17 protein-coding genes and 1 riboswitch are annotated in these 18,202 nt (G+C 44.9%); of the genes, 5 read left to right on the top strand and 12 right to left on the bottom strand.

Annotated elements, in window-relative coordinates; genetic code table 11:
- Nucleotides 1-65 precede the first annotated feature (65 nt).
- Complete coding sequence (gene xerS, locus PAEAM_RS10215; RefSeq protein ID WP_279303085.1) at nucleotides 66-1,157, top strand: tyrosine recombinase XerS; 1,092 nt, start codon at nucleotides 66-68, stop codon at nucleotides 1,155-1,157.
- Between the two features lie 224 nt (nucleotides 1,158-1,381).
- On the opposite strand, the gene mobB is transcribed toward xerS, so the two are convergent.
- Nucleotides 1,382-1,927: a molybdopterin-guanine dinucleotide biosynthesis protein B gene (gene mobB / locus PAEAM_RS10210; protein ID WP_076317636.1), complete on the bottom strand. Its 546-nt coding sequence runs from the start codon at nucleotides 1,925-1,927 to the stop codon at nucleotides 1,382-1,384.
- A 15-nt stretch (nucleotides 1,928-1,942) separates the two neighbouring features.
- Entirely contained in the window at nucleotides 1,943-3,232 is a 1,290-nt protein-coding gene (locus PAEAM_RS10205; RefSeq protein WP_076250628.1) for a molybdopterin molybdotransferase MoeA, read from the bottom strand.
- A 200-nt stretch (nucleotides 3,233-3,432) separates the two neighbouring features.
- Between PAEAM_RS10205 and PAEAM_RS10200 the strand changes: the two genes are divergently transcribed.
- Nucleotides 3,433-3,723: an HNH endonuclease gene (locus tag PAEAM_RS10200; protein WP_100527409.1), complete on the top strand. Its 291-nt coding sequence runs from the start codon at nucleotides 3,433-3,435 to the stop codon at nucleotides 3,721-3,723.
- A gap of 112 nt (nucleotides 3,724-3,835) precedes the next feature.
- On the opposite strand, the gene PAEAM_RS10195 is transcribed toward PAEAM_RS10200, so the two are convergent.
- From PAEAM_RS10195 to lpdD, 5 genes are all read right to left on the bottom strand, one after another.
- Nucleotides 3,836-4,576, bottom strand: a complete 741-nt coding sequence (locus PAEAM_RS10195; protein WP_017688102.1) for a DUF4247 domain-containing protein — start codon at nucleotides 4,574-4,576, stop codon at nucleotides 3,836-3,838.
- Between the two features lie 12 nt (nucleotides 4,577-4,588).
- Entirely contained in the window at nucleotides 4,589-5,095 is a 507-nt protein-coding gene (locus PAEAM_RS10190; protein ID WP_076210134.1) for a DUF4178 domain-containing protein, read from the bottom strand.
- A gap of 23 nt (nucleotides 5,096-5,118) precedes the next feature.
- Nucleotides 5,119-5,520: a DUF350 domain-containing protein gene (locus tag PAEAM_RS10185; protein ID WP_036613690.1), complete on the bottom strand. Its 402-nt coding sequence runs from the start codon at nucleotides 5,518-5,520 to the stop codon at nucleotides 5,119-5,121.
- Nucleotides 5,521-5,615: 95 nt separating this feature from the next.
- Nucleotides 5,616-6,287, bottom strand: a complete 672-nt coding sequence (locus PAEAM_RS10180; RefSeq protein ID WP_100527408.1) for a PspA/IM30 family protein — start codon at nucleotides 6,285-6,287, stop codon at nucleotides 5,616-5,618.
- Nucleotides 6,288-6,398: 111 nt separating this feature from the next.
- Nucleotides 6,399-6,740 (bottom strand): prenylated flavin chaperone LpdD, encoded by a 342-nt coding sequence (lpdD, locus tag PAEAM_RS10175; RefSeq protein WP_100527407.1) that lies wholly within the window; start codon nucleotides 6,738-6,740, stop codon nucleotides 6,399-6,401.
- Nucleotides 6,741-6,893: 153 nt separating this feature from the next.
- On the opposite strand from lpdD, the gene PAEAM_RS10170 reads away from it, so the two are divergent.
- Nucleotides 6,894-7,685, top strand: coding sequence for a polysaccharide deacetylase family protein (locus tag PAEAM_RS10170; RefSeq protein WP_100527406.1), 792 nt, complete (start codon nucleotides 6,894-6,896; stop codon nucleotides 7,683-7,685).
- A gap of 107 nt (nucleotides 7,686-7,792) precedes the next feature.
- Here PAEAM_RS10170 and PAEAM_RS10165 read toward each other — a convergent pair whose 3' ends face one another.
- The 3 genes from PAEAM_RS10165 to PAEAM_RS10155 all read right to left on the bottom strand — a co-directional run bounded on the left by PAEAM_RS10165 (nucleotide 7,793) and on the right by PAEAM_RS10155 (nucleotide 11,055).
- Nucleotides 7,793-8,467, bottom strand: a complete 675-nt coding sequence (locus PAEAM_RS10165; RefSeq protein WP_076317631.1) for a 3D domain-containing protein — start codon at nucleotides 8,465-8,467, stop codon at nucleotides 7,793-7,795.
- A gap of 2 nt (nucleotides 8,468-8,469) precedes the next feature.
- Nucleotides 8,470-8,664: riboswitch (cyclic di-AMP (ydaO/yuaA leader) on the bottom strand.
- A 218-nt stretch (nucleotides 8,665-8,882) separates the two neighbouring features.
- Nucleotides 8,883-9,605, bottom strand: coding sequence for an amino acid ABC transporter ATP-binding protein (locus tag PAEAM_RS10160; RefSeq protein WP_036613682.1), 723 nt, complete (start codon nucleotides 9,603-9,605; stop codon nucleotides 8,883-8,885).
- The gene (locus PAEAM_RS10155) at nucleotides 9,592-11,055 is read right to left on the bottom strand and encodes an ABC transporter substrate-binding protein/permease (protein ID WP_100527405.1); all 1,464 of its coding nucleotides are present in this window, start codon (nucleotides 11,053-11,055) and stop codon (nucleotides 9,592-9,594) included. The genes PAEAM_RS10160 and PAEAM_RS10155 overlap by 14 nt, the downstream gene beginning before the upstream one ends.
- A gap of 182 nt (nucleotides 11,056-11,237) precedes the next feature.
- Here PAEAM_RS10155 and PAEAM_RS10150 point away from each other — a divergent pair, with 182 nt between their 5' ends.
- Nucleotides 11,238-12,413 (top strand): M20 family metallopeptidase, encoded by a 1,176-nt coding sequence (locus tag PAEAM_RS10150; RefSeq protein ID WP_100527404.1) that lies wholly within the window; start codon nucleotides 11,238-11,240, stop codon nucleotides 12,411-12,413.
- Nucleotides 12,414-12,680: 267 nt separating this feature from the next.
- Complete coding sequence (locus PAEAM_RS10145) at nucleotides 12,681-14,447, top strand: alpha-glycosidase (protein WP_100527403.1); 1,767 nt, start codon at nucleotides 12,681-12,683, stop codon at nucleotides 14,445-14,447.
- 142 nt (nucleotides 14,448-14,589) lie between these two features.
- Here PAEAM_RS10145 and glgA read toward each other — a convergent pair whose 3' ends face one another.
- Nucleotides 14,590-16,032, bottom strand: coding sequence for a glycogen synthase GlgA (glgA, locus tag PAEAM_RS10140; RefSeq protein ID WP_100527402.1), 1,443 nt, complete (start codon nucleotides 16,030-16,032; stop codon nucleotides 14,590-14,592).
- Nucleotides 16,029-18,035 (bottom strand): 1,4-alpha-glucan branching protein GlgB, encoded by a 2,007-nt coding sequence (gene glgB / locus PAEAM_RS10135; protein WP_100527401.1) that lies wholly within the window; start codon nucleotides 18,033-18,035, stop codon nucleotides 16,029-16,031. The genes glgA and glgB overlap by 4 nt, the downstream gene beginning before the upstream one ends.
- Nucleotides 18,036-18,202: the final 167 nt, after the last annotated feature.

The raw sequence follows: 18,202 nt of genomic DNA, 5'->3' as shown, positions 1-18,202 counted from the left end.
TAGAGCATAGAATACTATTAAATTGAATATTAATTTTATATGTTTTTCACATGGAGGTGTCGAACTTGACCAACGTGCAAAAAGAGATTGATCGACGCAAGCTGGATGACAAACTACCTTCCATGCCTTGGTTCGTTCAGCAATTCATGGACTACAAGCTGCCTGACCTGTCCCCCTCTACTCTGCTCGAATATCTGAGAGATTACGAAGCTTTCTTCGGATGGTTGCGAGCAGAAGGGCTCTCCGAGGCAAGCTCTAATAAAGAAGTTACCTTGACTGAACTGGAAGTCCTTCGCATGGATTCGGTTACCGCCTATCGGTTATTTCTCACAACCAAACGAGAAGGAACCAATTCCAGAATTACCGTCTCCCGCAAGCTCTCTTCCCTTCGCTCCCTTTTTCATTACCTGAGCCAAATTGCGGAAGATGAAGACTTTTATCCTTTGCTGAAGCGGAACATTATGGCCAAAATCGAGATCAAGCGTACCCATAAACCCAAGGACACCGCTGCCAAACTCAAAGGTAAAATCCTGGAGGAAGAGGAATTACTGGAATTTATCGGCTATATTCTTGAAGGTTACGCTGTCGATATGGAGAAGAACAAGCAGGCCCTATACTCCCATGAAATCAACAAAGAACGGGACGCCTGTATTGCCAGCCTGATTCTGAATTCAGGTTTGCGGGTGTCGGAGGTTGTGAATCTGAACGTCGATGACCTTGATCTGAACAACAAACTCCTGTATGTCTATCGCAAAGGTAATAATGATGAGACGTACAAAACACCCGTTTATTTCAGGGAACAGGCCAAGGACGAACTCGCGACTTATATGAACCTGCGGCAATCACGTTACCGTACGCCCAAGCGGGAGAAAGGTCTGTTCATTGCTTTGCGTAACGGAGATTCAGAAGGCAGTCGAATGACCAAAAGAGCGATCCAGGCCATGATTATGAAATACGCCAAGCGCTTTGGCAAACCATACTTGACCGTGCACAAATTACGCCATTCATTCGCAACCGACTATTATTTGCAAAATGATATATACAAAACGAAGGAGCAACTCGGACACGCTTCTACGGAAACGACCGAGATCTATGCTCACCTTACCGACAAAACGATGTCCGAAGCCATCGAACGTCGTACCGAAGACGGGATGTAACATCCCGAACAACATAAAAGCAGCAAGCCACATCAAGGATTTCGATCCGAGAAAGGTCTGCTGCATTTTTTTATTTTTTTGCATCATTAAAGGAGAAGAGTACAAGCAGAAATAATTTAGTTTACATAATAAATATTACGTTGTATTAAAAAGAATTAATCACGCTCTCTGTACATTCAATCATATCCAGCGATCATAATATCCCACTTTTGACGTTTCTACCATTAGACTTCACCATTCTGCCTACACTCGCTCTCAACCATCGCTAGCAACGCTTTGGCTATATCCTCCGTTTCATGAACCGAGTACCATGTTATATCTCTGCTTACGGTACTCCGCTCTATAAACTGCTCTGAAGGTAACCATGAGATTATACCCACTACCCCTTTAAGTTGATTAACCAAGGTCAGATCTTTCTCTTCTCGAACCATCACAAATTTGGGATAAGAAGCATCCTTGAATCCTTCAACAACAATCCAATCATAATCCGATAGATAGCTCAGCATATCCTCCAGCTTGGTTGCCTGTCGCTCCATAATCGCAGTACGTTTCTCTGACATGATAACCACCGCCGAAGCCCCAGACTCTCCAAATCGATAAGAATCCGTTCCTTCTTGATCCATCTCAAAATGATCATGACCATCATGCTTAATTGCTGCTACTTTAAGTCCCATAGAAGAAAAGTGCCCGATCAGCGCGGCTGTCAGGGTTGTCTTGCCTGTGTTTTTGTATCCAACAATCTGTATGATATGTGGCTTTGTATCACTCATTGTAGTCATCCACCACTACCTCACATGACCTGAGGGCAGTTTGAGAATACGTACCTGCTCACCCGCAGGAATGCCTTTTTTCTCAGGTGGAACAACAATCAGGCAATCACTGTCCTTAATGGTGATCATCACGCTGGATTCATCTACACGGGCGGCAGCCGGTATTGCGTACACCATGCCGTTGCGGATCTCCGTGCGTCCACGGACGAACCGTGTGAAATTATTAACTTTGGTGTACTCTTCTTCCAAGATCGCAGTCCATTCTTCCATATAAGGATGAGCATCCGCCTGCATGGAACGTATGGTTGGACGAACAAACAAACCAAAACCTACAAAACAAGCCCCCGGGTTACCCGAAAGTGCAAAAAGCAATTTATCTTTATATATAGCAGCTGTGGTCACACTGCCTGGTCGCATCGTCACTTTGTTAAACAACATCTCCACATGTTCTTCCAGCACAAGTTCGCCCATAATATCATAATCCCCGACGGATACACCGCCTGTGGTCACCACGATATCATTATCTTGAATGGCTTCTTCCAGTTTGGCCCTTGCCGTATTCACATCGTCTGCAATAGAACCGTACATCACAGGCTCTCCACCTGCTTCAACAACCAGAGAGCGCAGCATGTAACTGTTGCTGTTCCGAATCCGACCTGGTTGTAATGGCTCATCTACATCAAGCAATTCCGTGCCGGTTGCGAATATCGCCACCTTTGGACGTTGAAATACAGGAACTTCTGCTATGCCAAAAGTAGCTAACACGGACTGCTCTCCTGCCCTGATGATCGTTCCTGCTTCGAGCAGTTGCTGTCCCTCTTGGACTTCCAGTCCGATTGGGGTGATATTAGCACCCGACAATATGTGCCGTTTCAATGCAATCCACTGTTCTCCATTCTCTACCTTGCTCTCGGTCATCTCCATCATAACTACCGCATCCGCACCTTCCGGAACCTGTGCACCGGTCATGATACGAGCCGTCGTACCTGAAACAATGGTGTGATCCGAGGTGTAGCCGCAAGGAATTTCATCAATTACTCGAAACCAAACTTGATGATCACTCGATGCATCTATGGTATCTGTACTTATAATCGCGAATCCATCCATACCTGATCTCCGAAAGAATGGATACGGATGAGGTGCCTGAATCGTCTCTGCAAGTGTGCGGCCATGAGCAGATTCAAGATGAACTTTCTCTATGGAGCCTACAGTAACTCTTGCAGCTATTTTGGCTTGGGCATCCGGTACCTGTACAGCTGTACGATTGAATTTGGCAGTTGTCATATCATGGGAATGTGAGTTCATTTTCAAAAGTATTCTTACCTCCTAAAGACTATCATCCTTTAAGAAAGTGTAGCCCGAATACTGTAAGATAACAAGTACATCACTTATTGAATCCTGTGACAAAATCTTATTTCTTACAGGTGTAACATTCCTTGACCTATGTTCAACATGAAAGGCATCTTGTCTGCCCATAATATAAGTGACAAAGGGAGGCGATGATCATGAGTAATCGATGTGAATTATGCGGAAGAGAACCTGTGAATACGACCGTTCATCATCTGACACCCAAAGAAATGGGCGGAACATTTCTGCCAACGGCCAACCTGTGTATCCCCTGTCACAAACAGATTCATTCGCTATACACCAATCTCGACATTGTAACCCTTGGTCTCACGGATCTGCAATCCTTGAGACAGGATGAACGAATGATTCCATTTATCCGCTGGATTCGCAAGCAGCCTGCTACAACGATTCCCCGCGTACGCAAGTCCAATCATGTTCGCAAATCGTAAACCAAAAAGAACAGTTCCAAGGTCATATGCCGGCGAGGTGAATCCGCCTTCCCTTGTCACTGTTCTTAAATGAACTATGCGATTGGCAGCCATCCTTATGATTAGATGTTTATTATCTTCGCCTCTTAATTCGGCCGCCGCCCACTCTGGTTTTTGGTTTTTTATAGGATTTCTTAGGTGAATCAAACAACCCACCACTGCTCTTGTTGCGATCAATGGTTCCCTTGCTCTGATCCTTGTTGCGGTTGAATAATCCTCCGCCAGATCCCACGCTTGAATCTTTATCGCTTCCGCGCCTTGTAATCGTACCTTTCCGATCAACAGTAATAGGTGGAGCAAGCTTCTTGTCATTACTTGTTGGTGCACGATAAGATCCTGCACTCGGTTTATACGTATCTTTATTGGTATATCCTCTATAGTTGCCATAACCTCGCCCGCCAAAAGAATCGAACAGATTACCAATTAATGTAGCGGTGAGGTAACCTTGTAAAAAAGATGAATCGTAGTTCTGCCGAACATATTCCTTGGAGTCCACCTCAACCAAGGTATCCTCCGGCTTGTTCGGATCTTGTTGCAGGTGATAATACTCGTCCTGATACACGAGGAACATACGCTCTGTGTTCTCTGCCGAGATCTGATCCGGTTGCCGCTGGTCAGACAATTCCTGAGCCACTTCCGGAACGGTACGGTCCGAAGCCCGGTACACATAGGACGTTGAGTTACCACTGCCGTTAACCGATTCAAGCGGATAGGTGTCCTGAACAGAAGGTGCTGCTCCGCACGCGGACAACAGAGACATCACAAGGCTGAGGACCAGCATTAATTTTAATCCATGTGCCAAGCGTTTTTTCATTGGGAACCTCTCCTAGCTCGAACGAATCACTTTGATATCCGCAGGAAGAATGGACTCACCCTCATACAGTGTAAATCTTCTGTCTTGCCACTCCACCCGAAGAAGCATATTATCATCCGACTGATACTGCCATACCAATTGTTCTCCAGCCTGGCCATATGGAGTTCTACCTGCCGTTGATACCATGCCTCCATACTCTTCCTCCAGATGAAATGCACGTCCATCCAGGTCCAGCAATGTAGGCACCTCATCAGGCGCATCAAGCCTGCCATCAATTGGTGTATATAGGGCGTAACGTGTGAGTTCCCGTTCTTCGATATGCAAATATCGAAATGCGGTACCATCTTGTAGCGTGAGCACAACTGCATTTCGAGCACGATTTTGTACCCGACCAACGACTTCATAAGTGACCAGAGAAACCTCACAGATATCACCAGGTGCAAGCTGAAGCATCGTTTTCTCTGCCTGCGGTGGTTCAGGTTTCGTTAGTATTCCTTTAATTCGTTTCCATACACTCATGAGAATTACTCCTGTTCCTTATCTTATAAACAAGCTGCAATAATCAGTGCGCCCACGATATGTAAAGCGCCAGAGAACAACCCGTATCCTGTCTTCCCTTGCTGAATTCCCGTATCCAGATCCAGATTGGCCCATTTGCGAATCATAAAGTGTACAACACTCTCCAGAATCAACAAAATAATAAAGGATACAACGGAGACCAGCAGTGCTTCTCCCAGGTGACCGGCCGTAGAAATGGACGTAGCGAGTACATATCCTTGTGCAAATAATTTCATAACCATACGTGTCGTAACGGCCATATTGCCGGCCTTAACTTCAGCAAAATCCTTATATTTCGTGAACAGTGAATCAACATACATCAGGACAAACAGCAAAACCGAACCAGATCCGGTCCAGACCAGCATCGCCAAAATGTTCAAATCCATTTACACAGCCCCCACATATCAACATGAACCGCATTTAAAAGCGAAGGAGAAATACTCTTCTCCTCCGCTGGTTAACCTTGCTGACAACCAAGGTATTAGTTCTTATTATCGTACTGTTTCATCAATGCTGCGAGTTCGTCTTCAACAGCCTGATCTTTACCCAACTTCTCGAACTCATCATCCAAAGATTTTCCTTTGGAAGACATTTCGTTACTTGCTTCGGCCTGTGCTTCCATCTGCATCATTTTCTCTTCCATACGCTTCATACCAGCACTTGCAGTATCAGAGCCAAACCCATTCAACGCTTTGTTGATTTCCGTTTGGGCTTTTGCTGCATTGTAACGGGCTACCAGCGTTTCGCGTTTGTTCTTCATTTGAGTCAGTTGCTTACGCATCTCGTCGAGCTTGCCACGCAGGTTATCTGCAGAAGCCTTGTTTTGGTCATAGCTGGTTTTGTACTCAGCCATCTTCTCTTCAGCAGCCTTTTTCTCTTCCAGAGCACGTCGAGCCAAATCCATATTCTGAGCACGTGCCGCCGTATGCGCCTGCTCTTCACGTTTCTTCACAAGAGCTTCCTGCTCTTCGAACAACTGCTTGAATTTCTTCTCAATGGCGATCTGTTGAGCTACTGCTTTCTCCGCATCTTCCAGATCCTCTTGCATGTCACGGATATATTGGTCCGTCATCTTGATTGGATCTTCCGCCTTGTCAATAATGGCGTTGATGTTAGACATAGTTAGATCACGCAAACGTTTGAAAATGGACATTATGTTATTCCTCCTAGTCGATATTACATCGTATATAAACATACATACGTAACAATCTACAACTCGTTTCAATTTTAGCAAATAAAATCAAAACATTCGATGGCACTTATGTCAGGAAGATCGTTTATCTTTGTTCAGATGATTCTCCATCAACCTCTCTGCAGTCTGCACGATTTCGTCGATCTGCATCCGCGTGATGGAATCAAAATGAATACCCATGATCACCGTAACGGTTACTTTCAGCTGCAAGGCAGCCTTTCGGGCAAGCCGCTCACACAGCTCTTGTTCTTTATGCCCAGGAATATGTACCGTCGTCCCGCTTACGCGCTCATGATCCACATAGAATGTGGCTACGGCGCCAATATGCGCCTTTCCTCCGGTAACGAGAAAAACCTTATCTTCTCCTGCTTCAATCACCTGTAAACGTATGGATTTCAAATCATATGTACTCATACCCATCCACCTATCCTTTTCTATATGTTATATATGGAGGAATTATGGCTGTCATGAGCTAAATCCACAATGAAACTTCTCACACTGCGCATATTTTATGGAGCCCCCGGGCATACCAAGGAGAACGTCATTTTGGAAAAGGAGGCCGTTATTATGCGCGTACGCCTCATTATGCTAATGGTTATCGTTATTTTTCTCGGAGGATATCATGCTCCAGTTTCATCGCGGGATGTTTCAAGCCCATCAAGTGAATCAGTATCAGGTTCGGATTCTGCAGAAGAAGAACAACTGACATTGGGACAGTTACGTCAAAAATATGCCGATACGTTCAAAACCAATGGTCCTTCAACCAAGAAGGTTGCACTGACTTTTGATGATGTACCTGATCCACGGTTTACTCCACAAGTACTGGATGTATTGAAGAAGTACAATGTCAGAGCTACATTCTTCATCGTGGGTAGTCGTGCTGAGAAACATCCGGATCTGGTGAAACGCATTGTTAAGGAAGGGCATATGGTTGGTAATCACAGCTACAATCATCCTGAATTCAGTAAGCTGTCGATGAATGCCTTTCGCAAACAAATTTTACATACCGGGGATATTATTCAACGTTTGGCGGGTTATACGCCCAAGATGATTCGGCCACCTTATGGAGACATTAATGAAGAACAGCTGAGATGGGCTGCCAAACAACACTATAGCATTGTGAACTGGAACGTAGACTCCCTGGACTGGAAAGGCCTTTCAAAGGAACAGGTGAAAGATAACATCCTGTCTGCCGTGAAACCTGGCTCCATCGTTCTGCAACATGCTGGAGGCGGTGTAGGGTCAAACCTGAACGGCACGATTAAGGCTTTGCCTGAAATTATTGAGGAACTACGTAATCGGGGATATGAACTGGTCACCTTGGACGAAATGCTGGGATTGCCAAAGGCCAAAGATTAGGATGACCGTGATAACAAATAATGAGAATATTAAAAGGGTGCTGTTCAATCGCGAATTAGCGACTGGCAGACACCCTGTTTGAATTCATTTTAAATGTTATTTTCTCTCTACTTCAGAATGTACAGCTCGATATCCTGAAATCCAAATGTGCTTACGGACTGTTTGCTACCCGGGATGAAGATATCAATCCGGTGACCTTTGATTGCACCGCCCACATCACGTGCTGTGGCTACAAAAGCTTGTTTTGGCAATCCTGGATGGCTGTGACCAGTTACCAGTACTTTAGTTCCAAGTGGAATCACACTTGGATCAACCGCAATCGTACCCAGTTCAAGGTCATTCCCGAAATAATCGACTGCACCCCAGCCTCCATTTTCAGACGGATCTGCAGAGTATGCCGTTGCTTTTACGTTCACAGCTTTGCTGTAATCGAATGTCTTACCCCAGGCTTGAACCACTTTGTTATCTGCGTTAACGTCCAAACTTGCTGTGGTAACCGTTTTGGCTGGGGTCTTGCTCTCCGTTGCCGCAGCGGCTGCAACATTGTTTGCCTTACCGGGAATCGTAATTTTCAAACCACCATAAATGTTGTAAGCCGAAATGTCGTTGTTTGCTTTAACCAACGTGTTGAGTGCTACTCCATATTGTTTTGATAAGGTGTAGAAGGTATCCCCTTCTTTGGCCACATGAACTGAATCGGCGTGAGCCGGAACGGCTTGAATGAGCATTGCTGTTGTCATTAATGCTACTGCTGTTTTGGCTATACGTTTCTTGTTAATCATGGTCTTCCTCCCTCATTGTGCCTGCGAAGTTAGTTGTCGGATTCGGATGAGGAGCCCACCCTATAGGTTATTCGTTACATTTGAAACGTTATGTACCCAATTCACCCCAAGCAGTGTGCCGTAGATCTTCCCCCTGCACAATCTGCATCGTTACATCCCCCGCACTCCCTGTCCGGAAGTTTCGGCAGAGTTCAATATATCACAATTTTGTAACCTGAACTTGTAGTAATTCTTACCAAATGGTTTTTAGCATGTAAGCATTTGTAAGAATACTGGTTAATTCAGAAAATTTGGTTGACCCGATTCCTTTACATTTGGTAACAGAATAGTTACTTTTCCGAATCCATACGTCATTATTATCCATAAAAAATAGCGTTACCGACTCGAAGTCAGTAACGCTATTTGATCACATCGTTTAGAGTACTTTCGCAAGAAAATCACGTGTACGTGAATTTTTGGGTGCTCCAAACACCTCATCAGGTGTTCCCTCTTCCACAATAACCCCGCCATCCATGAACAGGATTCGGTCTCCCACTTCACGTGCAAAACCCATCTCATGCGTTACGATGACCATCGTCATCCCGCCTTCTGCAAGACGTTTCATGACATCCAGCACTTCGCCGACCATCTCAGGGTCCAGTGCCGACGTAGGCTCGTCAAACAGCATCACATGCGGCTGCATGGCCAATGCTCTAGCAATGGCGATCCGCTGCTTCTGTCCACCAGACAGCTGATTCGGGAATGTATCTTTTTTATCGTACAAGCCTACGGTGTTAAGCAGATCAGCGGCAATTTTCTCCGCTTCCTGAGTGGATTGTTTCTTTACTTTAATCGGAGCAATCGTAATGTTTTGCTCTACCGTTTTGTGTGGGAACAGGTTGAAGTGCTGGAACACCATGCCCATTTTCTCACGAGTTGCGTTAATGTTATGCTTGGGGTCCGTGATTGACACGCCTTCAAAATCAATCTCTCCTGAGGTAGGCTGTTCCAGCAGGTTCAAACAACGCAAGAACGTACTTTTACCTGAACCGGAAGGACCGATAACCACGACAACCTCACCTTTGCCAATCGTCACGTTTATGCCCTTAAGCACATCGTTATTTCCATAAGATTTGTGTAATTGTCTAACGTCTATCACTTGCACTCAACTTCCTTTCCAGTCGTCCCAGCAGCTTGGACAAAATGAACGTCATTACAAAGTAGATGGCTGCTGCAATCAAAAATGGACTCAAGCCTTGGTACGTAATGTTCTTGACTACACTTGCCTGATACATAATATCCACCATACCGATAACGGAGATAATGGAGGATTCTTTGATGATAGTTATGAATTCATTACCGATCGCTGGTAATACAGCTTTGAAGGCTTGTGGCAATATGATATAACGCATCGCGGCGCCTCTTCCCATACCTAATGAACGCGCTGCCTCCAACTGACCACGATCCACACCTTGGATACCTGCACGGAAAATCTCCGCCAGATAGGCACCACTATTGATTGAAAGTGTAATGATACCTGCCTGAAGTGCAGTGAAGTTAATGCCAAAGCTCAGGGAAAAACCATAGTAAATAATCATCAATTGTACCAGCATCGGTGTGCCACGGATCACTTCAACGTATGCCGTACCGATCCAGCGCAAGATTGCAGCGTCATGCAAACGGAACAAACAGATGATCAATCCAATAATTACCCCGAAGATAACCCCAAGTGCAGACAACAGAAGTGTGTATCCTACACCTGTAGCATAGAAACTTTTGTACTCCCAGAATACTTGGAAAATATTTTGTGATTTGTTCGCTTTATCCGCCATCAAGAGGCTGGCGTCCGTCACCATCTGATTGATTTTATCTTCGCTTTTCAGTCGCTCCAGGGTTCCATTTACTGCAGCTAGCAGCTCGGTATTACCTTTACGAATCCCGATTGCCGCTTCTGCTTGCTCTTCGTCCGGAACAGCAGCAGCAAGTCCAGTGATATCGTCCAGATAACCTGCAGCAACGGTATCTTCAACGATTGCCGCATCAATGCGTTTTGTTTGCAGTTGAAGCACGATATCCGAGATTTTATCCAGCGCAGTAAGCTTCGCCCCTGGAATACTCTGTCCGATCGTTTCCTGAATGGAGCCTTTCTGAACGCCAATCTTCGCATTTTCAAGTTCTGCCATAGTTGGATATTTGTCTTTATCCACATTTCGAACCATAATCACTTGTTTTGATTTATAATAGGTGTCGGAAAAATCGATACTTTTCTTCCGCTCATCCGTCGGCGTCATACCTGAAATCACCAGATCAACACGCCCGCTCTGCAATGAAGGCAGGAGACCGTCGAAGCCCATATCCTCAATCACAAGCTCAGCGCCAAGATCTTTGGCAATCTCTTTGGCGATCTCAATATCGAAGCCAACGATTTCATCTTTGCCATTAATCACTTTATGGAATTCATATGGTGCAAAATCGGCACTTGTACCGAGCACCAGCTTTTTACTGCTTGAATTATCTGTAGTTCCACTTGCAAGTGCCACAGGAACGGCAGTCGTCAGCAGAATAACAAAGGTCAACAGCATCATGGTGTAACGACTTATTAATTTCAACCTTTTTCTCTCCCCTTACAATACTTTGTATGCTTCTCATGTTGATGACTGAGTCATTATAAAGTACAATGCATGATTATGCAATGCATTTGTCAATACAAATCTTGACTTGTTTCTGAAAAAATAAAGCAAACATGATATAATCAATGAATTATTTTCATTTTTGCATAAGGAGTTTACTAATGACAGCTAACAAATCACAAATTCTGACGGTTATTGATCAATATGCTTCCCGTTTTAAAGCCATTTCATCATATATCGGTGCCAACCCCGAACTGGGAAATGAAGAGTATCTCGCTTCTGCCCGTTTGAAAGAAGAACTGCTCTTCCACGGTTTCACTGTAGAGGCTCCAATCCTCGGTCTGGAGACAGCCTTTATCGGAACCTATTCAGCCGCCAAACCCGGCCCTACCGTTGCTTTATTGTGCGAATATGACGCCTTGCCGGAGATCGGTCACGCTTGTGGTCACCATCTGATCTGTATGATGAGTCTTGGGGCCGCTGTTGGGCTAAAATCTATTCTGGATGAAGTAGGTGGAACCATTAAAGTGTTTGGTACCCCCGCTGAAGAGACACGTGGTGCCAAAGTTCCGATGGCTGAAGCAGGTTTGTTCGATGACTGTGACGTCGCTCTCATGGCGCATCCGTATTATGCCTACGAAAAGTCAGGCAGCTCGCTGGCGATTGACGCTGTGCAATTTGAATTCCATGGCCGATCTTCACATGCTGCTGCAAGTCCGCACGAAGGCATTAATGCTCTTGATGCCGTCATTCAAACGTTCAACGGGATTAATGCATTCCGTCAACAAGTGAAAAGCACCGTTCGGATTCATGGTGTGATCAACAACGGAGGTCAGGCAGCAAATATCATTCCTGACTATGCTTCTGCGCAATTTTATGTACGGGCAGCAACTCGTAAAGAACTGAATATCCTCACAGAACGTGTGATTCAGATCGCTGAAGGTTCTGCTCTCCAGACAGGATGCAAGCTGGTGACATCCAACTATGAAACGTCCTATGACGAGATGGTTACCAATGAAGCATTCTCAGTTGCGTTTAGTCAAAATCTGATGGAACTTGGAATCCCGCAAGAAGAGATTGTGAGTGGTAATGATCACGGCTCTATGGACATCGGTAACGTTTCCCTGAAATGTCCTGCAATTCATCCCTACATTCGTGTTGTAGACGAGGTGCATACACTGCACTCCATAGCCTTCCGTGACCTTGCACTTCAGGAGCGTGCGCTGGATGGCATGATTCTGGGAGCCAAGGCACTTGCAACAACAGCCTATGACGTACTGAGCCAGCCAGAGCTCCTTCAAACCATCCGCACGGAGTTCGAGCAAGCTATTCGCTAAAATTCACTTTCAACATGTTATATAGGGGTGCCCTGAACAATCTTGAATTCCAAGCTGTTCAGGGCACCCTTTTTTCTAAATTAGCTGTAAGTATATTCAGCACAAAGCTGGAAATGCTGTGAAAGAAACCTTTGAAAACGATGAAAATAATACATTTTATTACAGTAAATGTGATTCGTTTGCTGGCTAACTTGGTTAATTATAACTATAAGTGCGTGTTCTAAAGACTGGTTTTCATAACTTATCCTATATTCAGGAGGTGCTGTCATGCTGCTCGAAGCCATGTATCATGTTCCTCGTGACAAATGGGCTTATGCTTATAATTTGTCTACCATACATCTGCGCGTACGAACCAAACGTAATGATGTGCAATACGTGACTGCACTGACCGGAGATAAGTACGATTGGAATGGAACGTACAAGGAAATTCAATTGGAGAAGGCTGCTTCTGATAACATGTTTGATTATTGGGAGGCTGCCGTCAAGCCACAATTCAAACGTCTCACTTATATATTTCGGATAACTGCCGGTTCAGAAGATGTTTTTCTTGCGGATAACGGAATTCATTATGAGACCCCCTATCCAACTGGAGGATATTATGAGTTCTCGTATATACATGAAATTGATGTGTTTAAAGTGCCCGAGTGGGCCAAAGAAGCCGTCTTTTATCAGATCATGACGGAACGGTTTGCTAATGGAGACCCCAAGCTGAATCCAATAGAAACGCATGACTGGGGTGGCAAACCTGAGTTAGACAATTATTTTGGTGGAGATCTGCAAGGTGTGCTGGATCATCTGTATGACTTAACTGAACTTGGCGTGAACGCCATTTACTTTACCCCGTTATTCCAGGCCAATTCCTACCACAAATACGACACAATTGATTATAAAAAAGTCGACCCCCATTTCGGTGATAATGCCCTGCTTAAACAATTGACAGAAGAATGTCATCGCCTGGGTATACGTGTCATGCTTGACGCGGTGTTTAACCATTGCAGCGAAGACTTCCCTCCTTTTCAAGACGTTCTCCAGAATGAAAAAAACTCTAAGTATGCCGATTGGTTCCACATCAATGAATATCCGGTTCAGATCAAGGATGGTATACCAACCTACGATACATTTGGGTTCTATGGCAACATGCCCAAGTTCAATACAGCCAACCCTGAGGTTAAGGCATATCTACTTGATGTAGCTGAGTACTGGATCAAGGAAATTAAGCTGGATGGGTGGCGTCTGGATGTAGCAAATGAGGTGGACAACCACTTCTGGCGTGATTTTCGCAAGGTCGTTAAGGCAGCGAACCCTGAAGCCTATATTGTTGGTGAAGTATGGAGCGACTCCTTGACCTGGCTTATGGGAGATCAATTCGATTCCGTCATGAATTATCCATTTGCCGACAAAGTGCTTCAGTTCTTCTGTGGTTCAATGGACGGTTATAACTTTGCCAACGAGATGGGTTCACTGATTATGCGCTATCCGCAACAAACCAACGAAGTGATCTTTAATATGCTGTGCAGCCACGATACCCCACGACTGCTCAGCCGGTTAGGAGAAGACAAACGCCGTTTAAAGTTGTCGGTTGTATTTCTTTTCACCTATATCGGTACACCTTGTATCTTCTACGGCGACGAAGTTGGGATTAGTGGTGATGCTGACCCGGATTGTCGAAAATGTATGGAATGGGACCCGGACAAGCAAGACAGAGAATTGTATGATTTCTATCGTCTGATGATCGATCTACGCAAAAGCAATGAAGCCCTGCGCAAAGGACGCTTCCGATTCCTCAAGGCGGATCACAATGATCCCTGTATCGTGTACGAGCGTGTGGATGACAACCTTCACTTTACCGTATGGATGAACAATACACCTCAAGATCGAACGCTTTCTCATCCCATGGAAACAAAAGACTGGAAAGATGCATTAACTGAAGAGCCTGTGTTTCCAGCCGATGGAATGATGAACATTAAGCTTGACCCCTATGGGTATCGCATTTTGTACAGACAGCTTGATCCGGCAACTATCCAACACAACTGAGGTTTAAATTCTAAACAGTCATATAAAAGAAAAGAAAAACACTTCCACCGTCTCAGATGATACTTCATTCTGAACTTTGGAAGTGTTTTTTTGGATGAGAAAAAGCCACAGCATCATGTGCTGTGACTCATTCAAGACTACATCAATTTACAGGGTCAAGTGTGATCCGACGATAAATATCCATATATTCTTCAGCTGAGACATTCCAGCTGTATTCTCCGCCCATTGCATTTTTCACAATTTTCTTCCAGTGTTCTGGCTGTTTGTAGATCTCCTCAGCACGCCGAATGGTACTCATCATGTCATGAGCGTTAAAGCTTGTGAATGAGAAACCATTACCTTCTCCAGTAAACTCGTTATATGCCTGCACAGTATCGTTCAGACCGCCTGTTTCCCTTACGAGAGGCACACTACCGTACCGCAGAGCCAGTAACTGACTAATACCACACGGTTCGAATCTGGATGGCATCAGGAAGATATCACTGCCTGCATAAAACCGACGGGATAACCCGTCGTTGAACTTGATCTGTGCAGACATTTTAAGTGGATAACGATTCGCGGCTTCACGGAACCAGTGTTCATAGGACTTCTCCCCTGTTCCAAGTACAGCGAATTGAATATCATCATAATACAACAATTCATCCAAGATACGGCAGACCAGATCAAGTCCTTTAGAGTCCACGAGCCTTGTCACCATCACCATGAGTGGTACATCAGGGCGAACAGGCAATCCAAGTTCCTTTTGCAGTTCAATTTTGTTCTCCGTTTTCTTGGACAGACTTGTTCTGTATTTCACTGGAATTTTGGTGTCCGTTGCCGGGTTGTAGCTCTTGGTATCAATCCCGTTCACAATCCCGCTGAAACGATCTCCAAGTGAACTGAGCAGTCCGTCCAGGCCGTATCCGTAATAAGACGTTTGCACTTCCTGTGCGTATGTTGGGCTTACGGTTGTCACATGGTCAGCATACACAATTCCTGCTTTCAAGAAGTTGACATTACCGTAATATTCGGCTCCATCCACGGTGAAATATCGATCGTCCAGCTCAAGGATATCACTGAATAACTCATGCGGGAATACCCCTTGATACAACAAGTTATGTATGGTGAATACCGTACGAATATCACTGTAGAATGGATCGTGTCTGTAGTGTGCTTCAAGCACCAAAGGAATCATTCCTGCATGCCAGTCATGACTGTGCAACACGTCAGGCTTGAACTCAATCTGTGGCAACACTTCGAGCACTGCACGGTTGAAGAAGGCGAAACGCTCGCCATCATCCATATAACCGTACACTCCATCACGCCCAAAATAATACTCATTATCCACAAAATAGACTGGAATCCCATCATGAACCAGCATTTCTATTCCACAATAGGGTCTACGCCAGCCAAGAGGCACATCCGTTGTAATTACGGGCTGTAACGCGTCTTTATACTCATCGGGAATCCCCTTGTACTTAGGCATAATCACCCGCACATCTGCCCCGCTTTTCTTCAAAGCAAACGGGAGAGCACCGATTACGTCAGCAAGGCCTCCTGTTTTGATAAATGGATGTACTTCAGCAGCAGCAAATAGAATATTCATGCCTTTGTCCTCCTCTTCGGTTTGAGCGTGTTGCTTTCATTTTTATTCTTCGTTTTTGAACTGACGGAAGTTATACTCGCAGGTGATTCATCCGTTTTCCGACGTGTGTTCTTTTTTAGAATCACGATGCTAAGCGGAGGTAATACCAATTCGAGACTATGGGGATGCCCATGAAAAGGAATCTTTTCGGTAGGCAGTTGCATATCATTAGTAATGCCTGAACCGCCGTAAACGGAATGGTCACTGTTCAGAACTTCGGTATACATACCGGGACGCATGACACCAATCCGGTAACGCTCCCGCTTGACCGGCTGAAAGTTAATGAGCACAAGGAGTGTATCCGCAGGTTTTTTTCCTTTGCGTACGTATGAAATGACACTCTGGTCCTGATCATCCGGAGTGATCCATTCATAACCGTCCAAGGAATGATCAAGCTCCCACAAAGCTTTTTCACTCAAGTACAGGTTAGACAGCTCACGCTCAAACTTATGCAAATTGCGGTGACTGTCATAATCCAGCAAGAACCAATCCAGTTGATCCTCATCTTTCCATTCGATGAACTGGCCAAAGTCTCCACCCATAAACAACAGCTTTTTCCCTGGGAAAGTCATAAAATAGCCCAGAAAAGCACGCATGCCGGCAAATTTCTGCTCATAGGTTCCTGGCATCTTGTCGAGGAGCGACTTTTTGCCATGAACAACCTCGTCATGTGACAGAGGTAGCACATAATTTTCAGCAAAGGAGTATACGACCGGGAAAGTCAGCAAATGATGTTTGGAAGGACGCTCATGAAAATCAGATTCCATGTAATCAAGCGTATCGTTCATCCAGCCCATGTTCCATTTGTAGTTAAAACCCAGACCACCTTCATCTACAGGTAAAGTCACCATAGGCCATGCACTGGATTCTTCAGCCATCATCAACGCATAAGGGAAATACTTGAACACCGTCTCATTCAGCTGCTGCAAAAAGGCTACAGCTTCCTTGTTCTCAAGACCTCCTTCATCATTGGTACGATATTGTCCTGGCTGCTTCTCAAAATCAAGCCGAAGCATACTCGTAACCGCATCAACACGGAGTCCGTCAAAATGATACATCTCCATCCAATATAATGCATTGGAGATCAGAAATGAACGAATCTCAGGTTTCGAGTAGTCAAAGCTAAGTGTACCCCAGCCCGGCTTCTCTGCTAACATCGGATCTGCATACTCATACAAAGGCGTACCATCAAACATACGCAACCCATGAGCGTCTTTGGCAAAATGTGCAGGTACCCAATCCAGCAATACGCCAATCCCAGCCTGATGTAGTGTATCCACTAGATACATCAGATCTTTTGGATGCCCATAACGACTGGTTGGCGCATAAAACCCTGTGTTTTGGTAGCCCCACGAAAGGTCATATGGATGCTCACTGAGGGGCATCATTTCAACATGTGTATATTTCATTTCTAATAAGTAAGGAACAAGCAAATCAGCCATCTCGCGATAACTATAGAGGCTTCCGTCTTCTTTGCGCTTCCAGGTTCCCATGTGCATTTCGTAAATATGTAGAGGTTTGTTATACATGGCACGTTGTTTGCGTCTCCAGGCTCCATCATTCCATTTGTACCCTTCGATTGAACTGGTGACAGAGGCTGTCTGAGGTCGAACCTCTGCTTGAAACGCATATGGGTCCGCTTTGAGCAATTCTGTTCCATCTTCCGTTAATATACGGAACTTGTATAAAGTTCCTTCGCTGATTTCCGGAAAAAAACGACTCCAAAATCCTGATTCGGGTATCTTATATAAAGGTTCCTTTTCGCCTTTCCATTCATTGCGGTCCAGAGCCAGTCCTACTTCTACGGCATTTGGTGCCCATACGGTAAAGCGATACCCCCGAAGGCCATCGCAAGTCTCAGGCTGCGCGCCCAACATTCGATAACTGTGATGAAGGTTACCTTCATGAAATAAATAAATATGCTCCGGCAATATGTCCGGGTGTGCTAACGGTTGAATGGCCAAGAGATCACCTTCTTCTCAAGAAAATAGATATAACAGTAACCATTACCCCAGTCTAGCCAAGTTGAAAAGAAAAATGCGGTGGTTTAGAAAATGTTGTCTTTTTTCTGAATTTTTACAGTAACAATCGTTTCATCTGCTCTACTTTGCGTTAATGATGTACTACAATG

It is taken from the genome of Paenibacillus sp. GM1FR (assembly GCF_002803315.1).
GTDB classification, from domain to species: domain Bacteria; phylum Bacillota; class Bacilli; order Paenibacillales; family Paenibacillaceae; genus Paenibacillus; species Paenibacillus amylolyticus.
This window is presented reverse-complemented; position numbering and strand designations above follow the sequence as displayed.

Bases quoted from the DNA above. Each gene is read 5' to 3' on its own strand.
- PAEAM_RS10170 (WP_100527406.1), top strand. From the start codon at position 6,894: ATGCGCGTACGCCTCATTATGCTAATGGTTATCGTTATTTTTCTCGGA.
- PAEAM_RS10145 (WP_100527403.1), top strand. From the start codon at position 12,681: ATGCTGCTCGAAGCCATGTATCATGTTCCTCGTGACAAATGGGCTTAT.
- PAEAM_RS10205 (WP_076250628.1), bottom strand. From the start codon at position 3,232: ATGAACTCACATTCCCATGATATGACAACTGCCAAATTCAATCGTACA.
- PAEAM_RS10180 (WP_100527408.1), bottom strand. From the start codon at position 6,287: ATGTCCATTTTCAAACGTTTGCGTGATCTAACTATGTCTAACATCAAC.
- PAEAM_RS10165 (WP_076317631.1), bottom strand. From the start codon at position 8,467: ATGATTAACAAGAAACGTATAGCCAAAACAGCAGTAGCATTAATGACA.
- PAEAM_RS10150 (WP_100527404.1), top strand. From the start codon at position 11,238: ATGACAGCTAACAAATCACAAATTCTGACGGTTATTGATCAATATGCT.
- PAEAM_RS10190 (WP_076210134.1), bottom strand. From the start codon at position 5,095: ATGAGTGTATGGAAACGAATTAAAGGAATACTAACGAAACCTGAACCA.
- glgA (WP_100527402.1), bottom strand. From the start codon at position 16,032: ATGAATATTCTATTTGCTGCTGCTGAAGTACATCCATTTATCAAAACA.
- PAEAM_RS10200 (WP_100527409.1), top strand. From the start codon at position 3,433: ATGAGTAATCGATGTGAATTATGCGGAAGAGAACCTGTGAATACGACC.
- lpdD (WP_100527407.1), bottom strand. From the start codon at position 6,740: ATGAGTACATATGATTTGAAATCCATACGTTTACAGGTGATTGAAGCA.
- PAEAM_RS10195 (WP_017688102.1), bottom strand. From the start codon at position 4,576: ATGAAAAAACGCTTGGCACATGGATTAAAATTAATGCTGGTCCTCAGC.
- PAEAM_RS10185 (WP_036613690.1), bottom strand. From the start codon at position 5,520: ATGGATTTGAACATTTTGGCGATGCTGGTCTGGACCGGATCTGGTTCG.
- mobB (WP_076317636.1), bottom strand. From the start codon at position 1,927: ATGAGTGATACAAAGCCACATATCATACAGATTGTTGGATACAAAAAC.